The 18502-nt window shown below is 55.9% G+C and carries 17 protein-coding genes; 8 read left to right on the forward strand and 9 right to left on the reverse strand.

Annotated elements, in window-relative coordinates; all coding sequences use genetic code 11:
- The first annotated feature begins 57 nt into the window (after positions 1-57).
- The 3 genes from AC6I8E_RS01635 (at position 58) to AC6I8E_RS01645 (ending at position 3180) form a co-directional block, all read left to right on the forward strand.
- A complete protein-coding gene (locus AC6I8E_RS01635) occupies positions 58-930 on the forward strand; it encodes a carbohydrate ABC transporter permease (RefSeq protein WP_266307321.1) in 873 nt (290 codons plus the stop codon).
- Entirely contained in the window at positions 930-1745 is an 816-nt protein-coding gene (locus tag AC6I8E_RS01640) for a carbohydrate ABC transporter permease (RefSeq protein ID WP_010252038.1), read from the forward strand. The genes AC6I8E_RS01635 and AC6I8E_RS01640 overlap by 1 nt, the downstream gene beginning before the upstream one ends.
- A gap of 103 nt (positions 1746-1848) precedes the next feature.
- Positions 1849-3180 carry a glycoside hydrolase family 28 protein gene (locus AC6I8E_RS01645; RefSeq protein ID WP_497824680.1) on the forward strand — a complete coding sequence of 444 codons (1332 nt, stop codon included), beginning with the start codon at positions 1849-1851 and terminating at the stop codon, positions 3178-3180.
- Between the two features lies 1 nt (position 3181).
- Here the strand turns inward: AC6I8E_RS01645 and AC6I8E_RS01650 are convergent, their stop codons facing one another.
- A complete protein-coding gene (locus tag AC6I8E_RS01650; protein ID WP_201252004.1) occupies positions 3182-4252 on the reverse strand; it encodes a tartrate dehydrogenase in 1071 nt (356 codons plus the stop codon).
- Positions 4253-4316: 64 nt separating this feature from the next.
- On the opposite strand from AC6I8E_RS01650, the gene AC6I8E_RS01655 reads away from it, so the two are divergent.
- Positions 4317-5255 carry a LysR family transcriptional regulator gene (locus tag AC6I8E_RS01655; protein ID WP_095706340.1) on the forward strand — a complete coding sequence of 313 codons (939 nt, stop codon included), beginning with the start codon at positions 4317-4319 and terminating at the stop codon, positions 5253-5255.
- 256 nt (positions 5256-5511) lie between these two features.
- Positions 5512-6603 carry a YncE family protein gene (locus tag AC6I8E_RS01660; RefSeq protein WP_497824349.1) on the forward strand — a complete coding sequence of 364 codons (1092 nt, stop codon included), beginning with the start codon at positions 5512-5514 and terminating at the stop codon, positions 6601-6603.
- 29 nt (positions 6604-6632) lie between these two features.
- Here AC6I8E_RS01660 and AC6I8E_RS01665 read toward each other — a convergent pair whose 3' ends face one another.
- From AC6I8E_RS01665 to AC6I8E_RS01680, 4 genes are all read right to left on the reverse strand, one after another.
- A complete protein-coding gene (locus AC6I8E_RS01665; RefSeq protein ID WP_095706338.1) occupies positions 6633-6926 on the reverse strand; it encodes a DUF1330 domain-containing protein in 294 nt (97 codons plus the stop codon).
- Positions 6927-6937: 11 nt separating this feature from the next.
- Positions 6938-7804, reverse strand: a complete 867-nt coding sequence (gene yghU, locus AC6I8E_RS01670; protein ID WP_013359849.1) for a glutathione-dependent disulfide-bond oxidoreductase — start codon at positions 7802-7804, stop codon at positions 6938-6940.
- 218 nt (positions 7805-8022) lie between these two features.
- Positions 8023-8901: a sugar phosphate isomerase/epimerase family protein gene (locus tag AC6I8E_RS01675; RefSeq protein ID WP_003855643.1), complete on the reverse strand. Its 879-nt coding sequence runs from the start codon at positions 8899-8901 to the stop codon at positions 8023-8025.
- Positions 8902-8919: 18 nt separating this feature from the next.
- Positions 8920-9963: a Gfo/Idh/MocA family protein gene (locus AC6I8E_RS01680; protein WP_497824350.1), complete on the reverse strand. Its 1044-nt coding sequence runs from the start codon at positions 9961-9963 to the stop codon at positions 8920-8922.
- A gap of 339 nt (positions 9964-10302) precedes the next feature.
- Between AC6I8E_RS01680 and AC6I8E_RS01685 the strand changes: the two genes are divergently transcribed.
- The 3 genes from AC6I8E_RS01685 to AC6I8E_RS01695 all read left to right on the forward strand — a co-directional run bounded on the left by AC6I8E_RS01685 (position 10303) and on the right by AC6I8E_RS01695 (position 13576).
- Positions 10303-11328, forward strand: a complete 1026-nt coding sequence (locus tag AC6I8E_RS01685) for a LacI family DNA-binding transcriptional regulator (RefSeq protein WP_201252001.1) — start codon at positions 10303-10305, stop codon at positions 11326-11328.
- Between the two features lie 150 nt (positions 11329-11478).
- Positions 11479-12396, forward strand: a complete 918-nt coding sequence (locus AC6I8E_RS01690) for a TIM barrel protein (RefSeq protein WP_497824351.1) — start codon at positions 11479-11481, stop codon at positions 12394-12396.
- 10 nt (positions 12397-12406) lie between these two features.
- The gene (locus tag AC6I8E_RS01695) at positions 12407-13576 is read left to right on the forward strand and encodes a Gfo/Idh/MocA family protein (RefSeq protein ID WP_497824352.1); all 1170 of its coding nucleotides are present in this window, start codon (positions 12407-12409) and stop codon (positions 13574-13576) included.
- Positions 13577-13715: 139 nt separating this feature from the next.
- Here AC6I8E_RS01695 and AC6I8E_RS01700 read toward each other — a convergent pair whose 3' ends face one another.
- From AC6I8E_RS01700 to AC6I8E_RS01715, 4 genes are read right to left on the reverse strand one after another with little or no spacing between them, the layout of a single operon-like run.
- Positions 13716-14732 (reverse strand): fimbrial protein, encoded by a 1017-nt coding sequence (locus AC6I8E_RS01700; RefSeq protein ID WP_497824353.1) that lies wholly within the window; start codon positions 14730-14732, stop codon positions 13716-13718.
- On the reverse strand, positions 14729-15247 hold the full coding sequence (locus tag AC6I8E_RS01705; RefSeq protein ID WP_013359856.1) for a fimbrial protein: 519 nt from the start codon (positions 15245-15247) through the stop codon (positions 14729-14731). The genes AC6I8E_RS01700 and AC6I8E_RS01705 overlap by 4 nt, the downstream gene beginning before the upstream one ends.
- Positions 15238-17766, reverse strand: coding sequence for a fimbria/pilus outer membrane usher protein (locus AC6I8E_RS01710; protein WP_497824354.1), 2529 nt, complete (start codon positions 17764-17766; stop codon positions 15238-15240). Before AC6I8E_RS01710 ends, AC6I8E_RS01705 begins: the two co-directional genes overlap by 10 nt.
- A gap of 20 nt (positions 17767-17786) precedes the next feature.
- Entirely contained in the window at positions 17787-18467 is a 681-nt protein-coding gene (locus tag AC6I8E_RS01715) for a fimbrial biogenesis chaperone (protein ID WP_497824355.1), read from the reverse strand.
- Positions 18468-18502 lie beyond the last annotated feature (35 nt).

The raw sequence follows: 18502 nt of genomic DNA on the forward strand, positions 1-18502 counted from the left end.
GCCGGAGGCCCGGCGCACAGCCGGGCCTGAGCATCGTTCTGAACCACGAGTAGGGTTATGTTGAATTTAAGCAGCTGGCGTAATTTTCTCTATGTTCTGCCTGCGGTGCTGGTCTATGCGGTGTTTCTGCTGTTCCCGCTGCTGGCCTCGCTGGGCATCAGTTTTACCGAATGGGACGGCACCTCGCTGCCGGTGTTTAGCGGCATCAGCAACTATCTGCGGATGTTCAGCGATCCGGTGTTCTGGATTGCGCTGGGCAATAACGCCATCCTGATGCTGTTCTATACCCTGTTGCCGATTGGTGTCGGCCTGCTGCTCTGCAGCTTTCTCTATGACACGCGCAACAACAGCGAACGCAGCGTGCTGCGCATTCTCTTTTTCCTGCCCTACATTATGCCGATGGCGGTACTGGGCGTGGTGTGGCGCTGGCTCTATAACCCGGCGTTTGGCCCAATCGACCAGATATTACGCGCGGTCGGCCTGCCACAGCTGGCGCTCTCCTGGCTGGGTGATTTTACCTGGGCGCTGCCCGCCGTGGGGCTGGTCGCCACCTGGTACTTCTTTGGCTTCTGTCTGGTGCTATTTATGGCGGGCCTGCAGCGCATGGACCCTTCACTGCTGGAAGCCGCCGACCTGGATGGCTCATCGCGTCGCCAGAAGTTTATGCGCATCACGCTGCCTGGCCTGCGGCCTGAGCTGCGGATTGCCCTGCTGCTGACGGTGATCGCCAGCCTGAAAGCCTTTGACCTGGTCTATGTGATGACCCAGGGCGGGCCGGGCACCTCCACCATGGTCACCAACATCTTTATGTATAAGCAGGGTTTTGACCTGCACTACTTTGGCTACGCCTCATCGGTGGCGGTGTTCAGTATGATCATTGTTTTAGGGATTAACTATCTGATCCATCTGGCTTTAAAGGAGCGTTACTGATGCGAAGCACGCCGGTGATTTCACGCGCGCTGATCTGGATCGTGGCGCTGATGACGATTCTGCCGTTTCTGATGGCGCTGATGACCTCGTTTAAAACCCAGATGGAGCTGTTTCAGGGCGTCTTCACGCTGCCCGCCTCGCTGAATTTTAAAAACTATCTGACCGCATGGCAGCAGGGACACTTCAACGTCTACTTCCTCAACTCGGTGCTGGTGGTGATCCCGGTGGTGCTGTTCAGCGTGCTGCTCGGCATTCTGGCCGGGTTCGGTTTCGCCTGGCTGAAAATCCCCGGTAAAAAAGTCATTGGGGCGATGCTGGCGCTGGGGATGGTGCTGCCGAGTGAAGCCTTTATTATTCCGCTCTATCACGAGCTGCGCTGGATGGGGCTGACCAACACCTACCTGGCGCTGATCCTGCCGCAAATCGCCCTGTCGCTGCCCTTTACCACATTGATGATCGCCAGCGCGTTTCAGCAGGTGCCGAAAGAGCTGGTAGAAGCGGCGGTGATGGATGGCGCGTCACGCGTCAAAATTCTGTGGGGCATTCTGGTGCCCGCTATCTGGCCGACTCTGTCAACGCTGGGGCTGCTGCTGTTTATCTGGACCTGGAATGAGTTCCTGATCCCGCTGATTCTGGTTAACAAGGATGAGCTGCGCACGCTGCCGATTGGCATGATGTTTTTCCAGAACAAAAACACCATCGACATTCCGGTGCTGATGGCGGGCGCGATGATTGTGATTATGCCGCTGATCGTGGTGTTCCTGATTTTCCAGCGCAAGTTTATCAGCGGCGTCACCGAAGGGGCCGTTAAGTAATTTGTGATGTCCCGCACGAAACGGCGCACTGGCGGCCAGACAAAGGTTTGCCGCGCCGTGTCGTGCTGCAATTCCTCCTCCTCAACCCTGCGGGAGACGCATGATGCACCTTTCCCTTGCTGATTTTCACCCTGTCGCCGATGGCGAAACCCCGGACACGGCCGTGTTGCAACGCGCGATGGATCAGATTGCGGCGGCAGGCGGTGGCCGTCTGACGCTGCCTGCCGGACGTTATCGCAGCGGCTGCCTGAATCTGCCCTCTGATTTTGAACTGCACCTTGAAGCAGGTGCGGTGCTGATCGCCAGTCCGCGGCTGGCCGACTACCAGGCGGTGCAGGCGCTGAGCTGCGCGGAAAAGTCCCACAACGTGCTGCTCTATGCGCTGGGCCAGCGCAATATCATCATCAGCGGCACCGGTCGCATCGATGGCGAGGGTGAAGCCTGGTTTGCCGCTGAGCGGGATGAGCAGGGCTATCGTCTGCCGCGTGCCGACCGGCCACGCATTATTGTGTTTGAGGATTGCGAGCAGGTGACGCTCACCGCTTTTACCATTGTGCAGGCACCGATGTGGACAGTGCATCTGGTGAGCTGTCGCCATGTGCATATCGACCACCTCACCATCGACAATGCGATGACCATGCCGAATACCGATGCGCTGGATATCGACAGCTGCGAAGCCGTGTTTGTCAGCAACAGCTACCTCAGCGCCGCTGATGATGCCATCTGCATTAAAACCACCCATAAACCGGCCGCGCTGCGGCGTCCGGCGCGGCAGATTATGATCACCAACTGCCTGCTGCGCAGCTACAGCTGCGCCTTTAAGATCGGCACCGAAACCTGGGATGACGTCGAAGATGTCACGGTAACCGGCTGCACCATTTTTGATTCCAACCGCGGCATCGGCATTCTGTCGCGTGACGGCGGCGCGATGCGGCGTCTGCTGTTCAGCAACCTGACCTTCGCCTGTCACCACGCGCCGCCCTGTCACTGGGGTAAAGCCGATCCGCTGCATATTTCGGTGCGCCGCCGCGATCCCGCCATCACGCCTGGCATTGTGGAGCAGGTGCAGTTCAGTAATCTGACGGGGGTGGCAGAAGGGGCGATTAACCTGCATGCGGCTGAACCCGGCTGGATACGTGATGTGGTGATCAGCCAGCTGCAGATGCGGCAGAGCGTGTCGCCGATGACACAGGGACACTTTGACGTGCGGCCGCCCTGTAATCCGGACTCGCCGACCGGCATGGGGCTGGATAACGCCTACAGACTTGACCCGAAAACCGGCGAAGCCTTTGGCGTCGAGCGCTATCCCGGCGGGCTGCCGGGCTTGTTTGCGCGCGGGGTGGAGAACCTGCAACTGCACAGCCTGGTGATAACACGTCCGGAGCCGCTACCGCCAGGCTGGCACCCTGAGTGTGTGGTGCAGTTGCCGGATTGATTTACAGCGCGGCGGCGATGGCTGCACCGAGCTGTCCGGTGCTGGCGCTGCCGCCGAGATCGCGCGTCAGATGCTGTCCCGCCGCCAGCGTGCGTTCAATCGCATCTAACACCGCATCACCCGCCGCTTTGTAGCCGAGATGTTCCAGCATCATCGCCCCGCACCAGATCTGCCCGATGGGATTGGCGATGCCTTTGCCAGCGATGTCGGGCGCAGAACCGTGAACCGGCTCGAACAGGCTGGGGAACAGGCCTTCCGGGTTGATATTGGCGGACGGCGCAATGCCGATGGTGCCGGTACAGGCCGGGCCGAGGTCGGAGAGGATATCGCCAAACAGGTTGCTGGCGACCACCACATCAAACCAGTCCGGGTGCAGCACGAAGTTGGCGGTGAGAATATCGATGTGATATTTGTCGACGCGAACCTCGGGGAACTGGCCGGACATCGCTTCGACGCGGCTATCCCAGTAAGGCATGGTGATGGCGATGCCGTTTGATTTGGTGGCGGAGGTCAGGTGTTTCTTCGGCCGGCTCTGCGCCAGCTGATACGCAAACTTCAGGATGCGATCGACGCCGGTGCGCGTCATCACCGTCTCCTGAATCACCACTTCACGGTCGGTGCCGGGGAACATGGTGCCGCCAACGCTGGAGTATTCACCCTCGGTGTTTTCGCGTACCACATAAAAGTCGATATCGCCGGGCTGACGATTCGCCAGCGGCGCTTTGACGCCTGGCATCAGTCGTACCGGGCGCAGATTAACGTATTGATCGAACTCCCGGCGGAACTGCAGCAGAGAACCCCACAGCGAAACGTGGTCGGGCACCACATCGGGCCAGCCCACCGCGCCAAAATAGATCGCATCAAAGGCTTTCAGCTGCGGGAACCAGTTGTCAGGCAGCATCTTGCCATGCTGCTGCCAGTAGTCGGCGCTGGCGTAATCGAACCACTCCCAGCGCAGCGGGATGTTAAATTTCTCTGCGGCCGCATTCATTACGCGGACGCCTTCCGGCATCACTTCTTTGCCGATGCCGTCGCCAGGGATCACGGCAATATGGTGGATTTTGTCAGTCACAGGGCACCTTTCCGGTTGATGTTCGAATTGTGTACGCAGTATAACTGTCGATTCCGGGGAAATAATGAGCCTGAAAGGCAATCCATTGTTGAATCAAAGTAGAGAATCCCGCACCTCCACCGATGACTTAGCCTTTTTTGTTCGCCTGGCCGCACTGGATAGTCTGACTGCGGCGGCGCGCGAACTGGGACTGTCGCTGGCGGCGGTAAGCAAACGTCTGAGCCAGCTGGAGCAGCGGCTTGGTGTGCAACTGCTGCGCCGCACCACGCGACGGCTGGAGCTGACGCCGGAAGGCCGCCGTTATCTGGCGGGCGCGCGTCCGTTGCTGGATCAGCTGGTGGCGCTGGAAGAGGCGGTCAGCGGTGAAACGGCTCAGTTGCGTGGCACGCTTAACATCAACGCCTCATTTGGTTTTGGCCGTCGCCATATTGCGCCCTGTGTCTCTGCCTTTGCTGCGCTGCATCAGGAACTCTCACTCTCACTGCAGCTCAGCAGCCAGCCGCTTAATTTTCTGGATGCGCACATGGACATTGATATCCGCGTCGGCGAACCGCCGGACTCACGGCTGGTGGCGCGTAAACTGCGCACGAATCCACGCATCCTCTGCTGCTCACCCACCTATGCTGCCCGCCACGGCCTGCCCGTTACGGTGCGCGATCTGGCGCAGCACAACTGTATTCTGCTGCGCCAGCACGACAGCGATTTTACCCTGTGGCGGCTGACCAGCGGCGAACAGAGCATCAGCCAGAAAGTGCGCGGCAGCCTGATCACCAACGATGGTGAAGTGGCGATGCGGCTGGCGATGGATGGGCATGGCATTCTGCTGCGTTCCTGGTGGGACGCGCAGCACAGCCTGGCAACAGGCGAGTTACTGCATGTTTTACCCGACTGGCAGGCACCTGATGGCGATATTTTTGCGGTCTGGCAGGCGCAGCGCCAGCTGCCGGCACGCATCATCGCGTTTGTGGCGTTTCTGCAGAGCAATCTGCAATCGGTTGATTAATCATGTTTTTATACTGACTGACTGACTGACTGACTGACTGACTGACTGACTGACTGACTGACTGACTGACTGACTGGCGTGCGTGAAAAAGCACCTGTGGACAATTAACATACCGTATTAAGCTGATTCGGTGGCTTCAGGCTGCCGCTGCGTTTACAGCCTTTTTTCTGCTGCGTATGATTCTCATTCATTTTCTTCCCTGCCTGCCCTCTGCATTGCGGCCAGCCGGGAGAGCAGGTCGATAGGGGAGTTAAGCATGAAAGCGTTGTTCAGCCCGCGTAAAACGGCACTCGCACTGGCGGTGGTCATCACCTTCAGCCTGACGGCATGCCAGACCGCGGTGAAAAAAGTCGATGGCGGCGCCGTAGTGATGCAGCCCTCCAGCCCCGATAACCTGATTGAGCGCGAGCTGGGTGAAGGTTTGTATGAGATGGCTTATCTGCCCGCGAAAAACGCGCTCTATGTCGCCAGTGCGCCGGAAGGTAAGGATATCAGCGGCGGGATGATCTACCGTCTTGATGGCACCACGCTGCAGAGCACCGCGGCGGGGCATTTCGACCTGAAAAACTTTGGGCTGATTAGCGAGCCGGACGGCAGCGCACTCTACGCCACCAACTCACTGGACGGCGGTATCTCGAAGATTGATCCGGGGAACGGAAAGGTGCTGAAGCGCCTGATGTTTGACGACAAAAACGAGAAAGGGTTACCTGTTGGCACGCGTGAAATCTTTCTGCATGACGGGCTTCTCTATGTCGGCGGCACAGGCGATCCGGGTGTGATCTGGGTGGTCGATGCCAAAACGCTGACCCTGAAAACCCGGATTAAAAATGCCGGGAAGTGGGTCACAGGCATTATCTTCTCGCCGGTCAGCGACCGGATTTACGCGGCGAACGGCAGCGGCGAAATCCTGGTGATCAATCCACGTAATCACAGGATCGAACAGCGTCTGACAGCCGGTGACGGGCAGAACACTCAGTTCCTGAACATGGCAGAGGATCCGGCGACGGGCCGCCTGTTTGTCACGGATAATTCTAAGGCGAAAAACACTCTGGTGTTTGATGAGCGCAGCGGCAAGCTGATTCAGCGTCTGGATCCGGCTGATTCGATGGGGATTAAGTTTAATGGCAAGCGCAATGAGATTTATATCAGCCAGCGCGACTCGAAGAAGGTGCTGCAACTGGATGGCACGACCTATGAAGTGAAAAACAGCTGGTCATTTGATAGTCACCCGAACAGCCTGCTGGTGTCACCGGATGGGCAGACGCTGTTCGTGACATTGAAGCAGGGCTTTAATAGCGATCACAGCAGTCAGAGGCTGGATGGCGTGGCGCGTATTACGCTGCAATAAAAAAGGCGGCATTGCTGCCGCCTGTTTAGTTACTTATCCACACCCTGAACCAGCACCACGCGGTATTCCGCACCTTTCAGGCGGTGCTGTTTCGCTTCCTGATATTCCGGGCTGTCATACCAGCCGTGCGCTGCTTCAGCCGTCGGAAACTCCAGCACGACAACGCCGTCAGCTTCCGGTCCTTCCAGCGTCTCAAGCTGTCCATAAAACGCCAGCGGCGTAATGGGATGGTCGCCGCGCGCTTTGCCCGCTTTCTCGCCGTAAATAGCGAATTCCTCAGGATTAGTAATTTTGTCGCGAATAAAGATTACATATGCGCTCATTGTGGGCTCCTTTACGCCTGGCGTTTATCTTCAGTGTTAATGTCAAAATCGGCTGCATCATGACGCTCATGCAGCTGGTCGGCCGGGTCACCCATAACGCGGTTAACCTTGCGGCCACGGATGACGGCAGGACGCTGTGCGATCTCTTTCGCCCAGCGCACCACGTTTTTATAGGACTGCACATCCAGGAATTCGGCTGCGCCATACTGATCGTTGAGCACCATGTTGCCGTACCACGGCCAGGTGGCGATGTCGGCGATAGTGTAGTCATCACCGGCCAGATAGCGGTTATCAGCCAGCTGGCGATCCAGCACGTCAAACTGACGCTTCGCTTCCAGCGTGAAGCGGTTAATGGCGTACTCAATTTTTTCTGGCGCGTAGTGATAGAAATGGCCGAAACCACCACCAAGGTAAGGCGCTGAGCCCTGCAGCCAGAACAGCCAGTTCAGCGTTTCAGTGCGGCCAGCGATATCTTTCGGCAGGAAGTAACCATATTTTTCCGCCAGATAGAGCAGGATATTGCCTGATTCAAATACCCGAATCGGCGGTGTTGCCGAGTGGTCGCTCAGCGCCGGGATTTTTGAGTTCGGGTTCACGTCGACAAAACCACTCGAGAACTGGTCGCCGTCGCCGATACGGATCAGCCAGGCATCATACTCGGCATCTTTGACGTTAAGCGCCAGCAGCTCTTCCAGCAGGATGGTGACTTTCTGGCCGTTAGGCGTGCCGAGCGAATAGAGCTGCAGAGGGTGTTTGCCGACCGGCAACGCTTTCTCATGGGTGGGACCAGCGAACGGACGATTAGTTTTAGCGCCGTTACCTTTGGCTTCAGGGTCCCAGGTCCAGACTTTTGCGGGCTGATATGCATTTTCCGACATAATGAAAGTTCGCCTTATGGTGTGGTATTGGTCTGGAGTGTAGCAGGTGCTGCGAAGGCGGTTTAACTCTGCTGGCTGCGCGAGGCCATACTGCGACGGGCCGAGGTCAGGCGGGGAGCGGCTTAGCGGAAAAGTGCTTACAAGTGTGTCAGACGGGGCGATGTTTGTCCTGCGCGGACATAACCGTGCAGCCAGCAACGGCTGCACGGCAGGCAGGTTTACAGCAGTTCGCGTTCAATCAGTTCGCGGGTTTCAATCGCCTGCACCTTCATCTTTTCCGGGTAGCCAAACAGTGACGCTGCGATAATCGGTTCACCGCCCACTTTATGCGTGCGGGTAGCAAAGCCGGTGTCGCGCAGGGTTTTAAACAGGGTATCGAAGTCGACTTCACCTTCGCCAACGCCGACATGCTGGTGAATGGTGGCATCCACCCCTGGCGGGTTGACGATGTAGCGACAGTGCTTCGTATGGTTCATGGTGTCGGCGATCAGCATGTGCGACAGATCGTCACCCGCATACTCCAGCATCGGTTTCACATCGCCTTTGCCTTTGTCATAGAAGAAGGTGTGCGGCGCGCTGTAGATATACTTCACGTTATCGCTACGGAACGACTTCACGATATCCACCGTTTCATTGTTTTCTTCGCAGAAATCCCACGGATGCGCCTGAATTTCGACGCGGATACCTTCACGTTCGATAATCGGCAACAGCTCTTCCATGGAGCGATAGAACATCTCTTCACAGATTTCCGGCTCGTTAGGCGTGCCGGAGAGTTCGGTGTTAATGACCTGCACACCCATCTCAACCGCAATCTCAATCATCCGCTTCCAGTTCTTTACCGCCGCCTGACGACGCAACTCATCCGGGCCGGACCAGCGATAGACCACGATAAAAGAAGAGATTTCCAGCCCGGTGGCGCTCAATGCATTCTTATACTCGGTGATGATCTCACGGCTGGCTTTGGGATGTTTATAAAACGGGTTGATCTGCGGATGCGGCGACTGTTCGATATATTTGTAGCCCCAGTCGGCCACCTGATGAACCATTCGGGTGATGCCTAAGTCTTTAATCACATCCACATCAAAAGCGATTTTCATCTTTCTGCTCCGGGCACATTAAGGTTGCTGTTCTTCGTTGAAGGTCACGCCGATCTGCTGCCTGACGTTGTCCATTGCGGCCAGGGTGATGATCGCCTGGTCAAGCGAATGGACAGGTGAATCGATCAGGTTCTGGCCGACGCACCAGGCGAAGTGGTTAATTTCATGACAGAGTTGTTCATAGCGGTTAGTGGGTTCCTGCCACTGCAGGCGATGACGCCGATCGCTGGAAGTAAGCGTGAAATTACCGGGTGCATAGAACTGGCCTGCCAGCTCCAGCGTAGCGTCGCGACCGGCAATCACCGCGCAGCCGGGCGTGTTGCTGAACAGGGTAGTATTCAGCACCGACTGCATGCCGTGCTGATGGGTAAACAGCATCGACGTCTGACCGTTGACGCGGCCATCCGGGATGAGCTGACCACGGGCGACGATCGTGTCAGGCGCACCGCCGCCAGCAAACACGCTAAGCGCCACCAGATAACTGCCGAGATCGAGCATCGGACCGCCCGCCAGATCGGCATTGAAGATGCGGTGATCCGGAGTGAAAAACTCACCGTGATCGGCAATCAGGGTGTGGACGTCACCGAGTACGCCATCCGCCAGCAGCTGACGAATGACGTCATACTTCGGCGCAAAGTTGCACCACATCGCCTCCATACAGAGCCGATTGGCGGCAGCCGCAGCCTGTTTAAGCTGAGCCGCCTGCTGCGCATTCATCGCCAGCGGTTTTTCGATCAGCAGATGCTTTCCGGCGGCAATCGCGCGCAGGCCATCGGGAAAATGGTGATTGTGGGGTGTCGCGATATAGACCGCATCCACATCATCCCGCGCCAGCATCGCATTGAGGTCGCCTGTGGCATGGCCGATTGACCATTTGTCAGCAAAGGTCCGTGCTTTTGCCGGGTCGCGCGCAGCCACCGCGGTGATCTGCTGGTGAGTATGCTGGCGCAGCGCATGAGCAAAATGGTCGGCGATCCAGCCTGGCCCGATAATGCCCCAGCGCAGTTGCGGAACCTGACGGGAATCGGTTATGCGTGGAGCCGGAAGCGTTGATGGGAACATTACTTTTCCTTTTTTACGTGCAGGCTGGGGGTGCTCAGGTCTCCACTATAAAAAGCTCACCGTCACCGCTCTAACCTTTTGATGATGTGATCCCATCAACCGGATCGACGCGGGATTTTTACCCGTTTTAGCAAATAGACGTTTTAAAGAGAACACAGAAAGAAATGGATGTTTCATTTTGAGAGGAAGATCAAAATTAGCTCTGATTTTCTATCAAATAAATGAGAGGAAATGGCCCTGTCGCGATACCCTGTCGCGATAAAGTAGTGCTGTTTTAAACAACAGAACATAAAGACGTAGCCGTCAGTTAACGGGAACAGGAAAAGCAGGAGAAGGGTGATGTCAAAAGTGACGATGACGGCCATTGCGCAGGCGGCGGGCGTGGGTGTGGCGACGGTAGACAGGGTGCTGAACCGCCGTGCGCCGGTACGCAGTGTGACCGAGCAGAAGGTGCTGGCTGCGGCCCGTGAACTGGGCTATCGCCTGACCCAGGCACACAGCCAGACCACCGCGCCACTGGCTGCAGCCGCACTCCGCGTGAGCTTTATCCTGCTGCCTGCCCGCTACTCGTTTTATCAGCAGCTGGGCGAGGCGCTGAAACAGCAGCTCAGGGCGCAGCAGCCACAGGGCAGCGAACCTGAATTCTGCTGGCATGATATCCACGAGGTTGAAGCCGTCGCGCATTCCTTGCGTCAGCTGGCACAGCGCAGCGATGTGATTGCTCTGGTGGCGCTGGATCACCCGCTGATCCGTCACGCAATCCAGGATGTTTCACGGCTGGGTGTGCGGGTTTACGCACTGTTCTCCGATTTTTCGCCCTGTGACCATGCCGGATTTATTGGCATCGATAATCAGAAAGCAGGACGCACTGCGGCCTGGATGGCACAGCATCTCCTGCATCAGCCGGGATGTGTCGGTGTGCTGCTGGGCGACCACCGTTTCACCTGCCAGGAGAGCAGCGAAATCAGTTTCCGCTCCTATCTGCGCGAGTCGGGCATCAGTCAACGGGTACTGGAACCGTTAAAAACGCATGAGTCGGGTGAAGGAGGCTATCAGGCGACCCGGCAACTGCTGGAAGCCCACGATGATCTGGTCATGATTTATGCGCCCTGTGGCGGCATAGAGGGCGTGATACAGGCGCTGCGTGAGAGCGGTCGCACGCAGATTGATTTGCTGTGCCACGGCCCGCTGCCTGGCGATGAACTGGCGCTGATTGATGGCACCATCACGCTGATGGTGCGGCACCGTATTGATGCGATGGCGGAGGCGGTGATCGCTACCTGTCTCAGCAGCCGGATGGATCAGCCTGACCATTTTGCACAGGTGACCGTACCGTTTGAGATCGTAACGCGTGAAAACCTGTAGAAAGAACAGGTTAGTCAGTATTTGATAGTAATCTATCATTTAATGGGATTTTTAAACGCGATCTCTATCAAAAAATGAAACTTTCATAGTTGTCTGAGGTGAAATTTTTATTTGATACTGCCAGCAGTTTTCACTGCACAGGCAGATATCATGACCTTTCATATTGCAAATGCCCCCTGTAGCTGGGGCGTGGATGATCCCGCTAATCCCTTTCTGCCGCCGTGGCAGAAAGTCCTGACCGAAGCCGCGCAGGTCGGCTATCCCAGTATTGAACTCGGCCCCTGGGGCTATCTGCCAACCGATGCCGCTGAACTGACCCGGCAGCTTAATGCGCATCAGCTTTCGCTGGTGGCAGGCACGATCTTCGATGATTTGGTCAGTGAGGCGCATTTTCCGGCGCTGGTGACGCTGACCCACAATCTGTGTCGCACGCTGTCCAGCGTACCTGTTGCGACTAAAACGCCCGGTGCCAGCGCGCCTTATCTGGTGATCATTGATTTCGGTAATCCGGAGCGGGCGAAATATGCCGGTCAGTCTGAAAAAGCGCCACGGCTTTCCGCTGACGACTGGCAGCGCATGATGCAGCACATCACCATTCTGAGTGAGATCGCCTGGCAGGAGTATGGCGTGCGGCCGGTAATCCATCCGCATGCGGGCGGCTGCATTGAGTTTGCCGATGAGCTGGCACAGCTGGTCAGTGATATTCCGCATCAGGTCGCCGGTTTGTGCCTGGACACTGGTCATCTCTATTACGCCGGCATGGACCCGGTCGCTTCGCTGGAGCAGTACTGGGACCGTATCGACTATCTCCATTTTAAAGACGTTAATCAGCCGGTCTGGCGTGATGCCCTCTCGCAGGGACTCGACTTTTTCACTGCCTGTGCGCAGGGGGTGATGTGTCCGCTGGGGCAGGGCGCAATCGACTATCCGGCGGTGCGCAGCCTGCTGACTGAACGTCATTATCAGGGCTGGATCACCATCGAACAGGAGCGCGATCCGCGTCATGCCGACACCAGCCTGCAGGATGTGAAAGCCAGCCTGGACTATCTCCGATCAACAGGATTCTGAGGACAACAGCATGATTAACGGTAAAAAAGCAGTTAACCGCTCGCTACGCTGGGGCATGATCGGCGGCGGCGGCACCAGCCAGATTGGCTATATCCATCGTTCGGCGGCGCAACGTGACGGCAATTTTGCATTGCTGGCGGGGGCGTTTGATATCGACGCGGCGCGCGGCCGCGAGTTTGGTCAGGCGCTGGGTGTGGCACCTGAACGCTGCTATCCCGACTACGCCAGCCTGTTCGCCGGAGAAGCGGCGCGCGAAGATGGCATTGAAGCGGTGTCGATCGCCACGCCAAACAATACCCATTTCGCCATTTGTCGCGCAGCGCTGAATGCCGGGCTGCATGTGGTGTGCGAGAAGCCGCTCTGTTTTACGGTCGAAGAGGCCGATGAGCTGGAGCAGCTTAGCCGGGAGAAGCAGAAGATTGTGGGCGTAACCTACGGCTATGCCGGGCATCAGCTGATTCATCAGGCCAGAGAGATGATCGCTGAAGGCATATTGGGTGAGATCCGCATTGTAAATATGCAGTTTGCTCACGGCTTTCATAATGAGGCGGTGGAGTTGCAGAGTGAAAGCACTCGCTGGCGGGTGGATCCGCGCTTTGTCGGCCCGAGTTACGTGTTAGGCGATCTGGCGACGCATCCGCTGTTTATCGCCGAAACGATGTTGCCCCAGCTGAAGGTGACGCGTCTGCTCTGTTCGCGCCAGAGTTTTGTCGCCTCGCGTGCGCCGCTGGAGGATAACGCCTTTGTGATGATGGAGTATGACAACGGCGCGGTGGGTACGCTCTGGGCCTCGGCGGTGAATGCAGGTTCCATGCATGGGCAGAAAATTCGCGTGGTCGGATCGAAAGCCAGTCTGGAGTGGTGGGATGAGCAGCCAAACCAGTTGCGTTACGAGGTGCAGGGTGAGCCGGTTCGCATTCTGGAGCGCGGCATGGGCTACCTTAACCCGCGCGCGCTGGAAGAGGATCGTATTGGCGGCGGGCACCCGGAAGGGTTATTCGAAGCCTGGTCGAATCTCTATCGCCGCTTTGCGCAGGCGATGGATGCCACCGATCGCCGTGACACCGCTTTCCTGGAGGATTTCTGGTATCCCGATGTGCATGCCGGATTAGCGGGCGTGCGCTGGGTGGCGCAGTGCGTAAAATCAGCGGATGCGGGTGCAGAGTGGGTGATCTGCTGAATTGAGCCTTTTTCGTGGGTCAGGGGGCACGCTTGCTCTACCCATAGAAGCGCTATTTATCATGACCGGGATATAAACCGGCTGGCTCTGGTTCAGGAAGTCAGCTCTGGCCGCTCGATCTGCTCACGAGGCGGTTCGGTTACTGATAGGAAAAAGTAATACTCGCCAGTGCATTAGCTGTTCCGGGCACCAGTTCGCCCGTACGAATATACTGCGCCTGGAAAGGCAGTGACAATACCTGGTTTGCTGATGAGGTTGTCTGGATAAAGAACTGGTTGAGTGTACCATCAGCCGTGCTGTCCGGGCCCATGCTCAGAGGACCGATACCGTTGTAGAAGAACTGTACGCCTACGCCCGAAGCGGTAGAGTCGCCCGTTAGTGTCACAACCGATGAACTATTTGATGGGGTTGTCTGGTCGGTCATAACCGCATTCACCGCGATGTTCTGATCACAGGTGAGGGTGACGTTGAACGTGCCCGAAGGTGAGGTGCTACCCACGGTTGAAAGTGTGCGGATATCCAGCGTGCCCAGATCGACATTCGCACTTTTCGTATTGACCGTACAGCCGCTGGCGACCACCGTGATGGTGGTGGGGTTGATGATGACCTGCGCTGTTTTGGTTTCATTATTGTAGGCCGTCAGAATGGCAGCAGTGATTGTGGGCGTTGTATAGGTGCCCGACTTCAGTGCTGTTCCCGTTTTAATAAATGTTACTTTTGCTGACCAGCCCAGGTTCTGGGCATAACCTGATGTACCGGAGGCTGGATAGCTCTGAGTGATGCCAGTTTGTAATGGAACATATTCCGACCCATTAAAATCTTTGAGACCCAGGATGTAACCCACGCCGGGTATACCCGTTTCAAAAATGGTGTAATTTACTCCATCAACGGTAACCGTCATGCCGCTGGATATTGCTGAGGGAGAGGGTTCCAGCGTGCCCTTTGAGCAAGTCCATATCAGTCCGCACCAGAACACTTCCGAGACGTCAGCTGTCGCGCTCCAGGTCGAACCAATAATATCTCCGGGCATTACCGAATCCGCTGGCCCGGAATATTCCATTGGCAGGGGCGAGAGCGTGATGTCTGATCGCCACTCCAGAGCCAGCGCGCTGGCAGAGGTGAGAAAGCAGGCAAGCAACAGTAAAATACGCATCATTGATACTCCGTAGTCCAGGTGGCGATGGCTGAAACGCCGCCAGCGGTAACCTCAGGGCCTGTAGCGGTTAACCGGGCATAAAAATTCATCTGTACGCTGTCGTTACCGGCTACGCCATAGGCGGTCGTCTGGGTATCAAGTGGGACAAGCGCGCCCTCCTGATCGAGAATTTGCACTGCCACGCCTGTTGCTCCGCCCTCAGCCACTTTAATCAGTCGCGGATCGATCTCATCCGGCGTGCCACTGAAGCGGATCTTCACGCCCGAAAAGGTGGGGCCGCACGCTTCCAGTGTGAGTGTGAACGGAGTTTTAATGTTGCTTACCGCACCTGCTTTACTTAGCTGTCTGGTGCCGATATCACCAAGCGGTACATTTTTCTCCAGCGAGTCGGCGGCCACTACACACGTGTTAGCGATCAGATTTCCCGTTACCGAAACCAGCACATCGTAGCCGCGCACCGGTAACGAACCGGCGAAAAAAAGGACGATGCATACCAGACGCTTTGTTACTGACATACTCCCTCCTGTGTATAGAGGCCCGTGCGGGCATTGAAATCCTGCTTATTGAGCTGGAAGCGAACAGAACAGCGTGCCATGTTATCTTTGCCCCAGACCGCGTTAAGTGTGCCTTTCATTGGCAGGCCCGATAAATAGACGCTGCCGCCATCACCCACAATGCTGCTAACCTCGCTGTCTTCCAGTGCGACGACGGTACCAAAAGGCAATACCGTGCCGTTCTGACGTAAGACAATCATCGCTTTTGCACCCTGCTGAGTGGCAATGGTGGCTCGCACCAGTGCGCCGTCGGTAGGCGTTTTGCTGATGATGGCGTTATCGGGTTCAACATCATTACCCGTGGTCGTGGTGTCCAGTCCTACCCGGTTAATGCGATAAGGCGTAGCGTAAGGAATGACCGCATAACCCCGGCTGTCGGTTTTAATACTTCTATGATTCAGAACCGCAACCTCGCTGGCTCCCGGTGCTTTGATCAGAATATTGGTATTGCCCAGAGGCTGGCTCAGCGTCAGACCATCTTCGTGTAAAACAGCACCACCGCTTATGCCGTAGCTGAGATTGCGAGCATCACGCCCGTAGCTGTAACCCAGGTTGTACTGGCCCCGCTGATTTTTGTATTGCAGTGCAGTATCGCCGCCATACGCTTGCCGGGCGCTGTAGCGCTGATTGACGCTGTAATAAAGCTCATCCTGTCCAGGTACATAACCACTGACGCCACCGCTGTAGGTCGTTCCTGCTGATTTCCCCTGAGTGGTGGAGAAACGTGCCCGTGTCGAATTTTTAGGATTGCCGAAGGGTATCGAGAGCGATAACGCCAGAATGTTATCTTTACTGTCATCATACAGACTGGTACTGCGCTGGAAGCTCACCCCCAGCGAGGCCGATCGCAATGTCGTATTCCAGGCAAACTGGATTCCCTGAGTCGTTTTCGAAGTATGCCAGTAGGTTTGCTGATCCCAGGACAGTGACAGTGAGCCATATTTGTCCATCGGCTGCGTGAGCTGCAGCTGGTTTCTGGCTTTGCGTGACATCCGGAGGTCATAGAGATTTTCATAGCGGGTAGTCACAGTTCCATCTGCTTCTACTATTTGTTCCGGCTTGCCGCCACTCATCCTTTTATAAGCCGTATCACTGAGGTTATAGAACCCTTGTGTGGAGTAGCGTAGCGAGTAGAAATTCACGCGCGTTCCGATGTCATTGAGCAGTTTGCTGTAGCGCAGGCGAATGGAATCACCTGTGTAATGTTTGTCATCCGCAAGCTGGCTCTGGGCATGGGTAATATCCAGCGAATAGGCACCAAAACGGCCCAGGTTCTGACCGATGCCTGCTGCAACTCCGCGATAACGCTCGGAAAGCTGAGCGCCACCATAAAAAGTGAGTCCATACCGCCAGCCATAAAAGAGTTCACCCTGGGCAAAAGTGGGTGCATTCTGATTATTAACGGGCTGGAATTTTCCTGCATTAAGGGCATATTTAGCCTGGCCGCTTCGAACCAGATTAGGAACGCTGGCGAAAGGCACGCTGAACTGGGTTTCGTAGCCATCGTTCTCCCTTATAGCGACAGACAGATCACCACCGGAAGAGGTTGGATAGAGATCGCTAAGCACAAATGGCCCGGGCGACACACTGGTTTGATAAATAACATTGCCGTTCTGCCGAACGGTGACGACAGCATTGCTGCGCGCAATCCCCCTGACTTCGGGCGCGTAACCGTTCAGGCTGGCAGGCAGCATATTGTCATCAGTTTTAAGCGCCAGCCCGCGTACACCTATGGAATCAAATATCTGAGATGACGTGTACGTTTCCCCAGCGTAAAGCTGTGCGCCCAGCGCCGGAACATCGCGCTGTAGCCAGGTCTGTACATGCTTCAGCTCATTGGTGTCTTTAGTCCAGGTGGTATAGTCACGCAGCCGCCATGCGCCAATGTTTATGCCGCTGTTCAGGCTGGCAAACAGCTGCTGCTCGCGAGTTTTATTATTCCCTCGGTAGGTGTTATTTGAGCCGTTAATAACATAGTTCAGCCACCCGGCGTGAATGCCATGTTCCCAGCTTTCCGGACTAACGTAGCCACGTGGCAGATTGCGCATCATGCTCTGCGGTAAAGTGATGTTGAGCGTGAGGGTTCGCGGCTCATAATCCGTGCTGCTGCCGGGAAACAGCGTGTTGAGAAAATAGCACTGCTTTACCAGCGGCAGGCTGACACCCTGTGCCTGTGCCATGTCAACGCCGAGCGCATTAAACTGACTGGCCGTCAGGCACGCTGCGGTTATATCCTGCCCATTTGATTTATCCACAGCAAAAATGACGTTGCCAGTGAAGGCATAGTTCTTATTGATATAGACGTTAATATTATATTCGCCTGGTGGTAAGGCACTGCCTGTATTTACCCAGGATAAATCAGCCATTGACGCGCTCTCGCCATTAAGGAAGGCGGGGTTAAAGTGCAAATCGCTTTCCGCGGCTGCGGTATACCGCATGGCATGGAAAGCCACCACCGCACAAACGATTTTCATTTTCACGCGATCATCCCTCAAAGAGTTTATTTACGGTTCAACGGGGCGCGGGTGACAGGTGTCCATGCACCATAATCATTGATGGTCTGAAAGGTCAGCGATGTGGCCTGGCTGAATTTCTCCGCCAGTGTGATAGTTGATTTTGGTGGCAACATTACAGGCTTAACCGTCTTACCATCAACTTTGAGATTGATTGTGGTAATGAACCAGGGCGTTGGATTGTTCAGCACGACTTTGCCCGAAGTGTATTCACCGCTAATTTTTTTCCAGCCTTCGTTAGCATTATCGGAAAGTGAAGCGGGGCGATAAAATACCTTAATACGATTTGCAGAGGCGAACTGCAGAGAGTTACCTGCACTATTTTTCGTTTGCTGTGGAATCGCTTTTACCGTCATCCAGTACAGGGATTCACGATCCTGTGGCAGAGATTTACCATTAAAGATAATCTTCACTACGCTTTCGGTTGACGGTTTTAAAACATAAAGCGGGGGCGTAATAACAAAATCCTGCGTGCGCTCACCGCTGGCATTCTCCATCCAGGACTGAATCAAAAATGAGGCTGTTGCATGGGTGTTTCTGACCTGAAGAGTGGACTGTTTTGAATCAGCTGAGTAGACCATACGTGTCGCACCTAACCCCACGCCACCCGCGTATACCTCGGATGAACACAGTGCGGCAGCCAGAAAAACCCAGGTTAAAGAACGCATTTTTTTCTCCTGAATGTCTATTTATGCCCGGTCGT

This window comes from Pantoea sp. X-Soil-YNGN-785 (genome assembly GCF_059730585.1).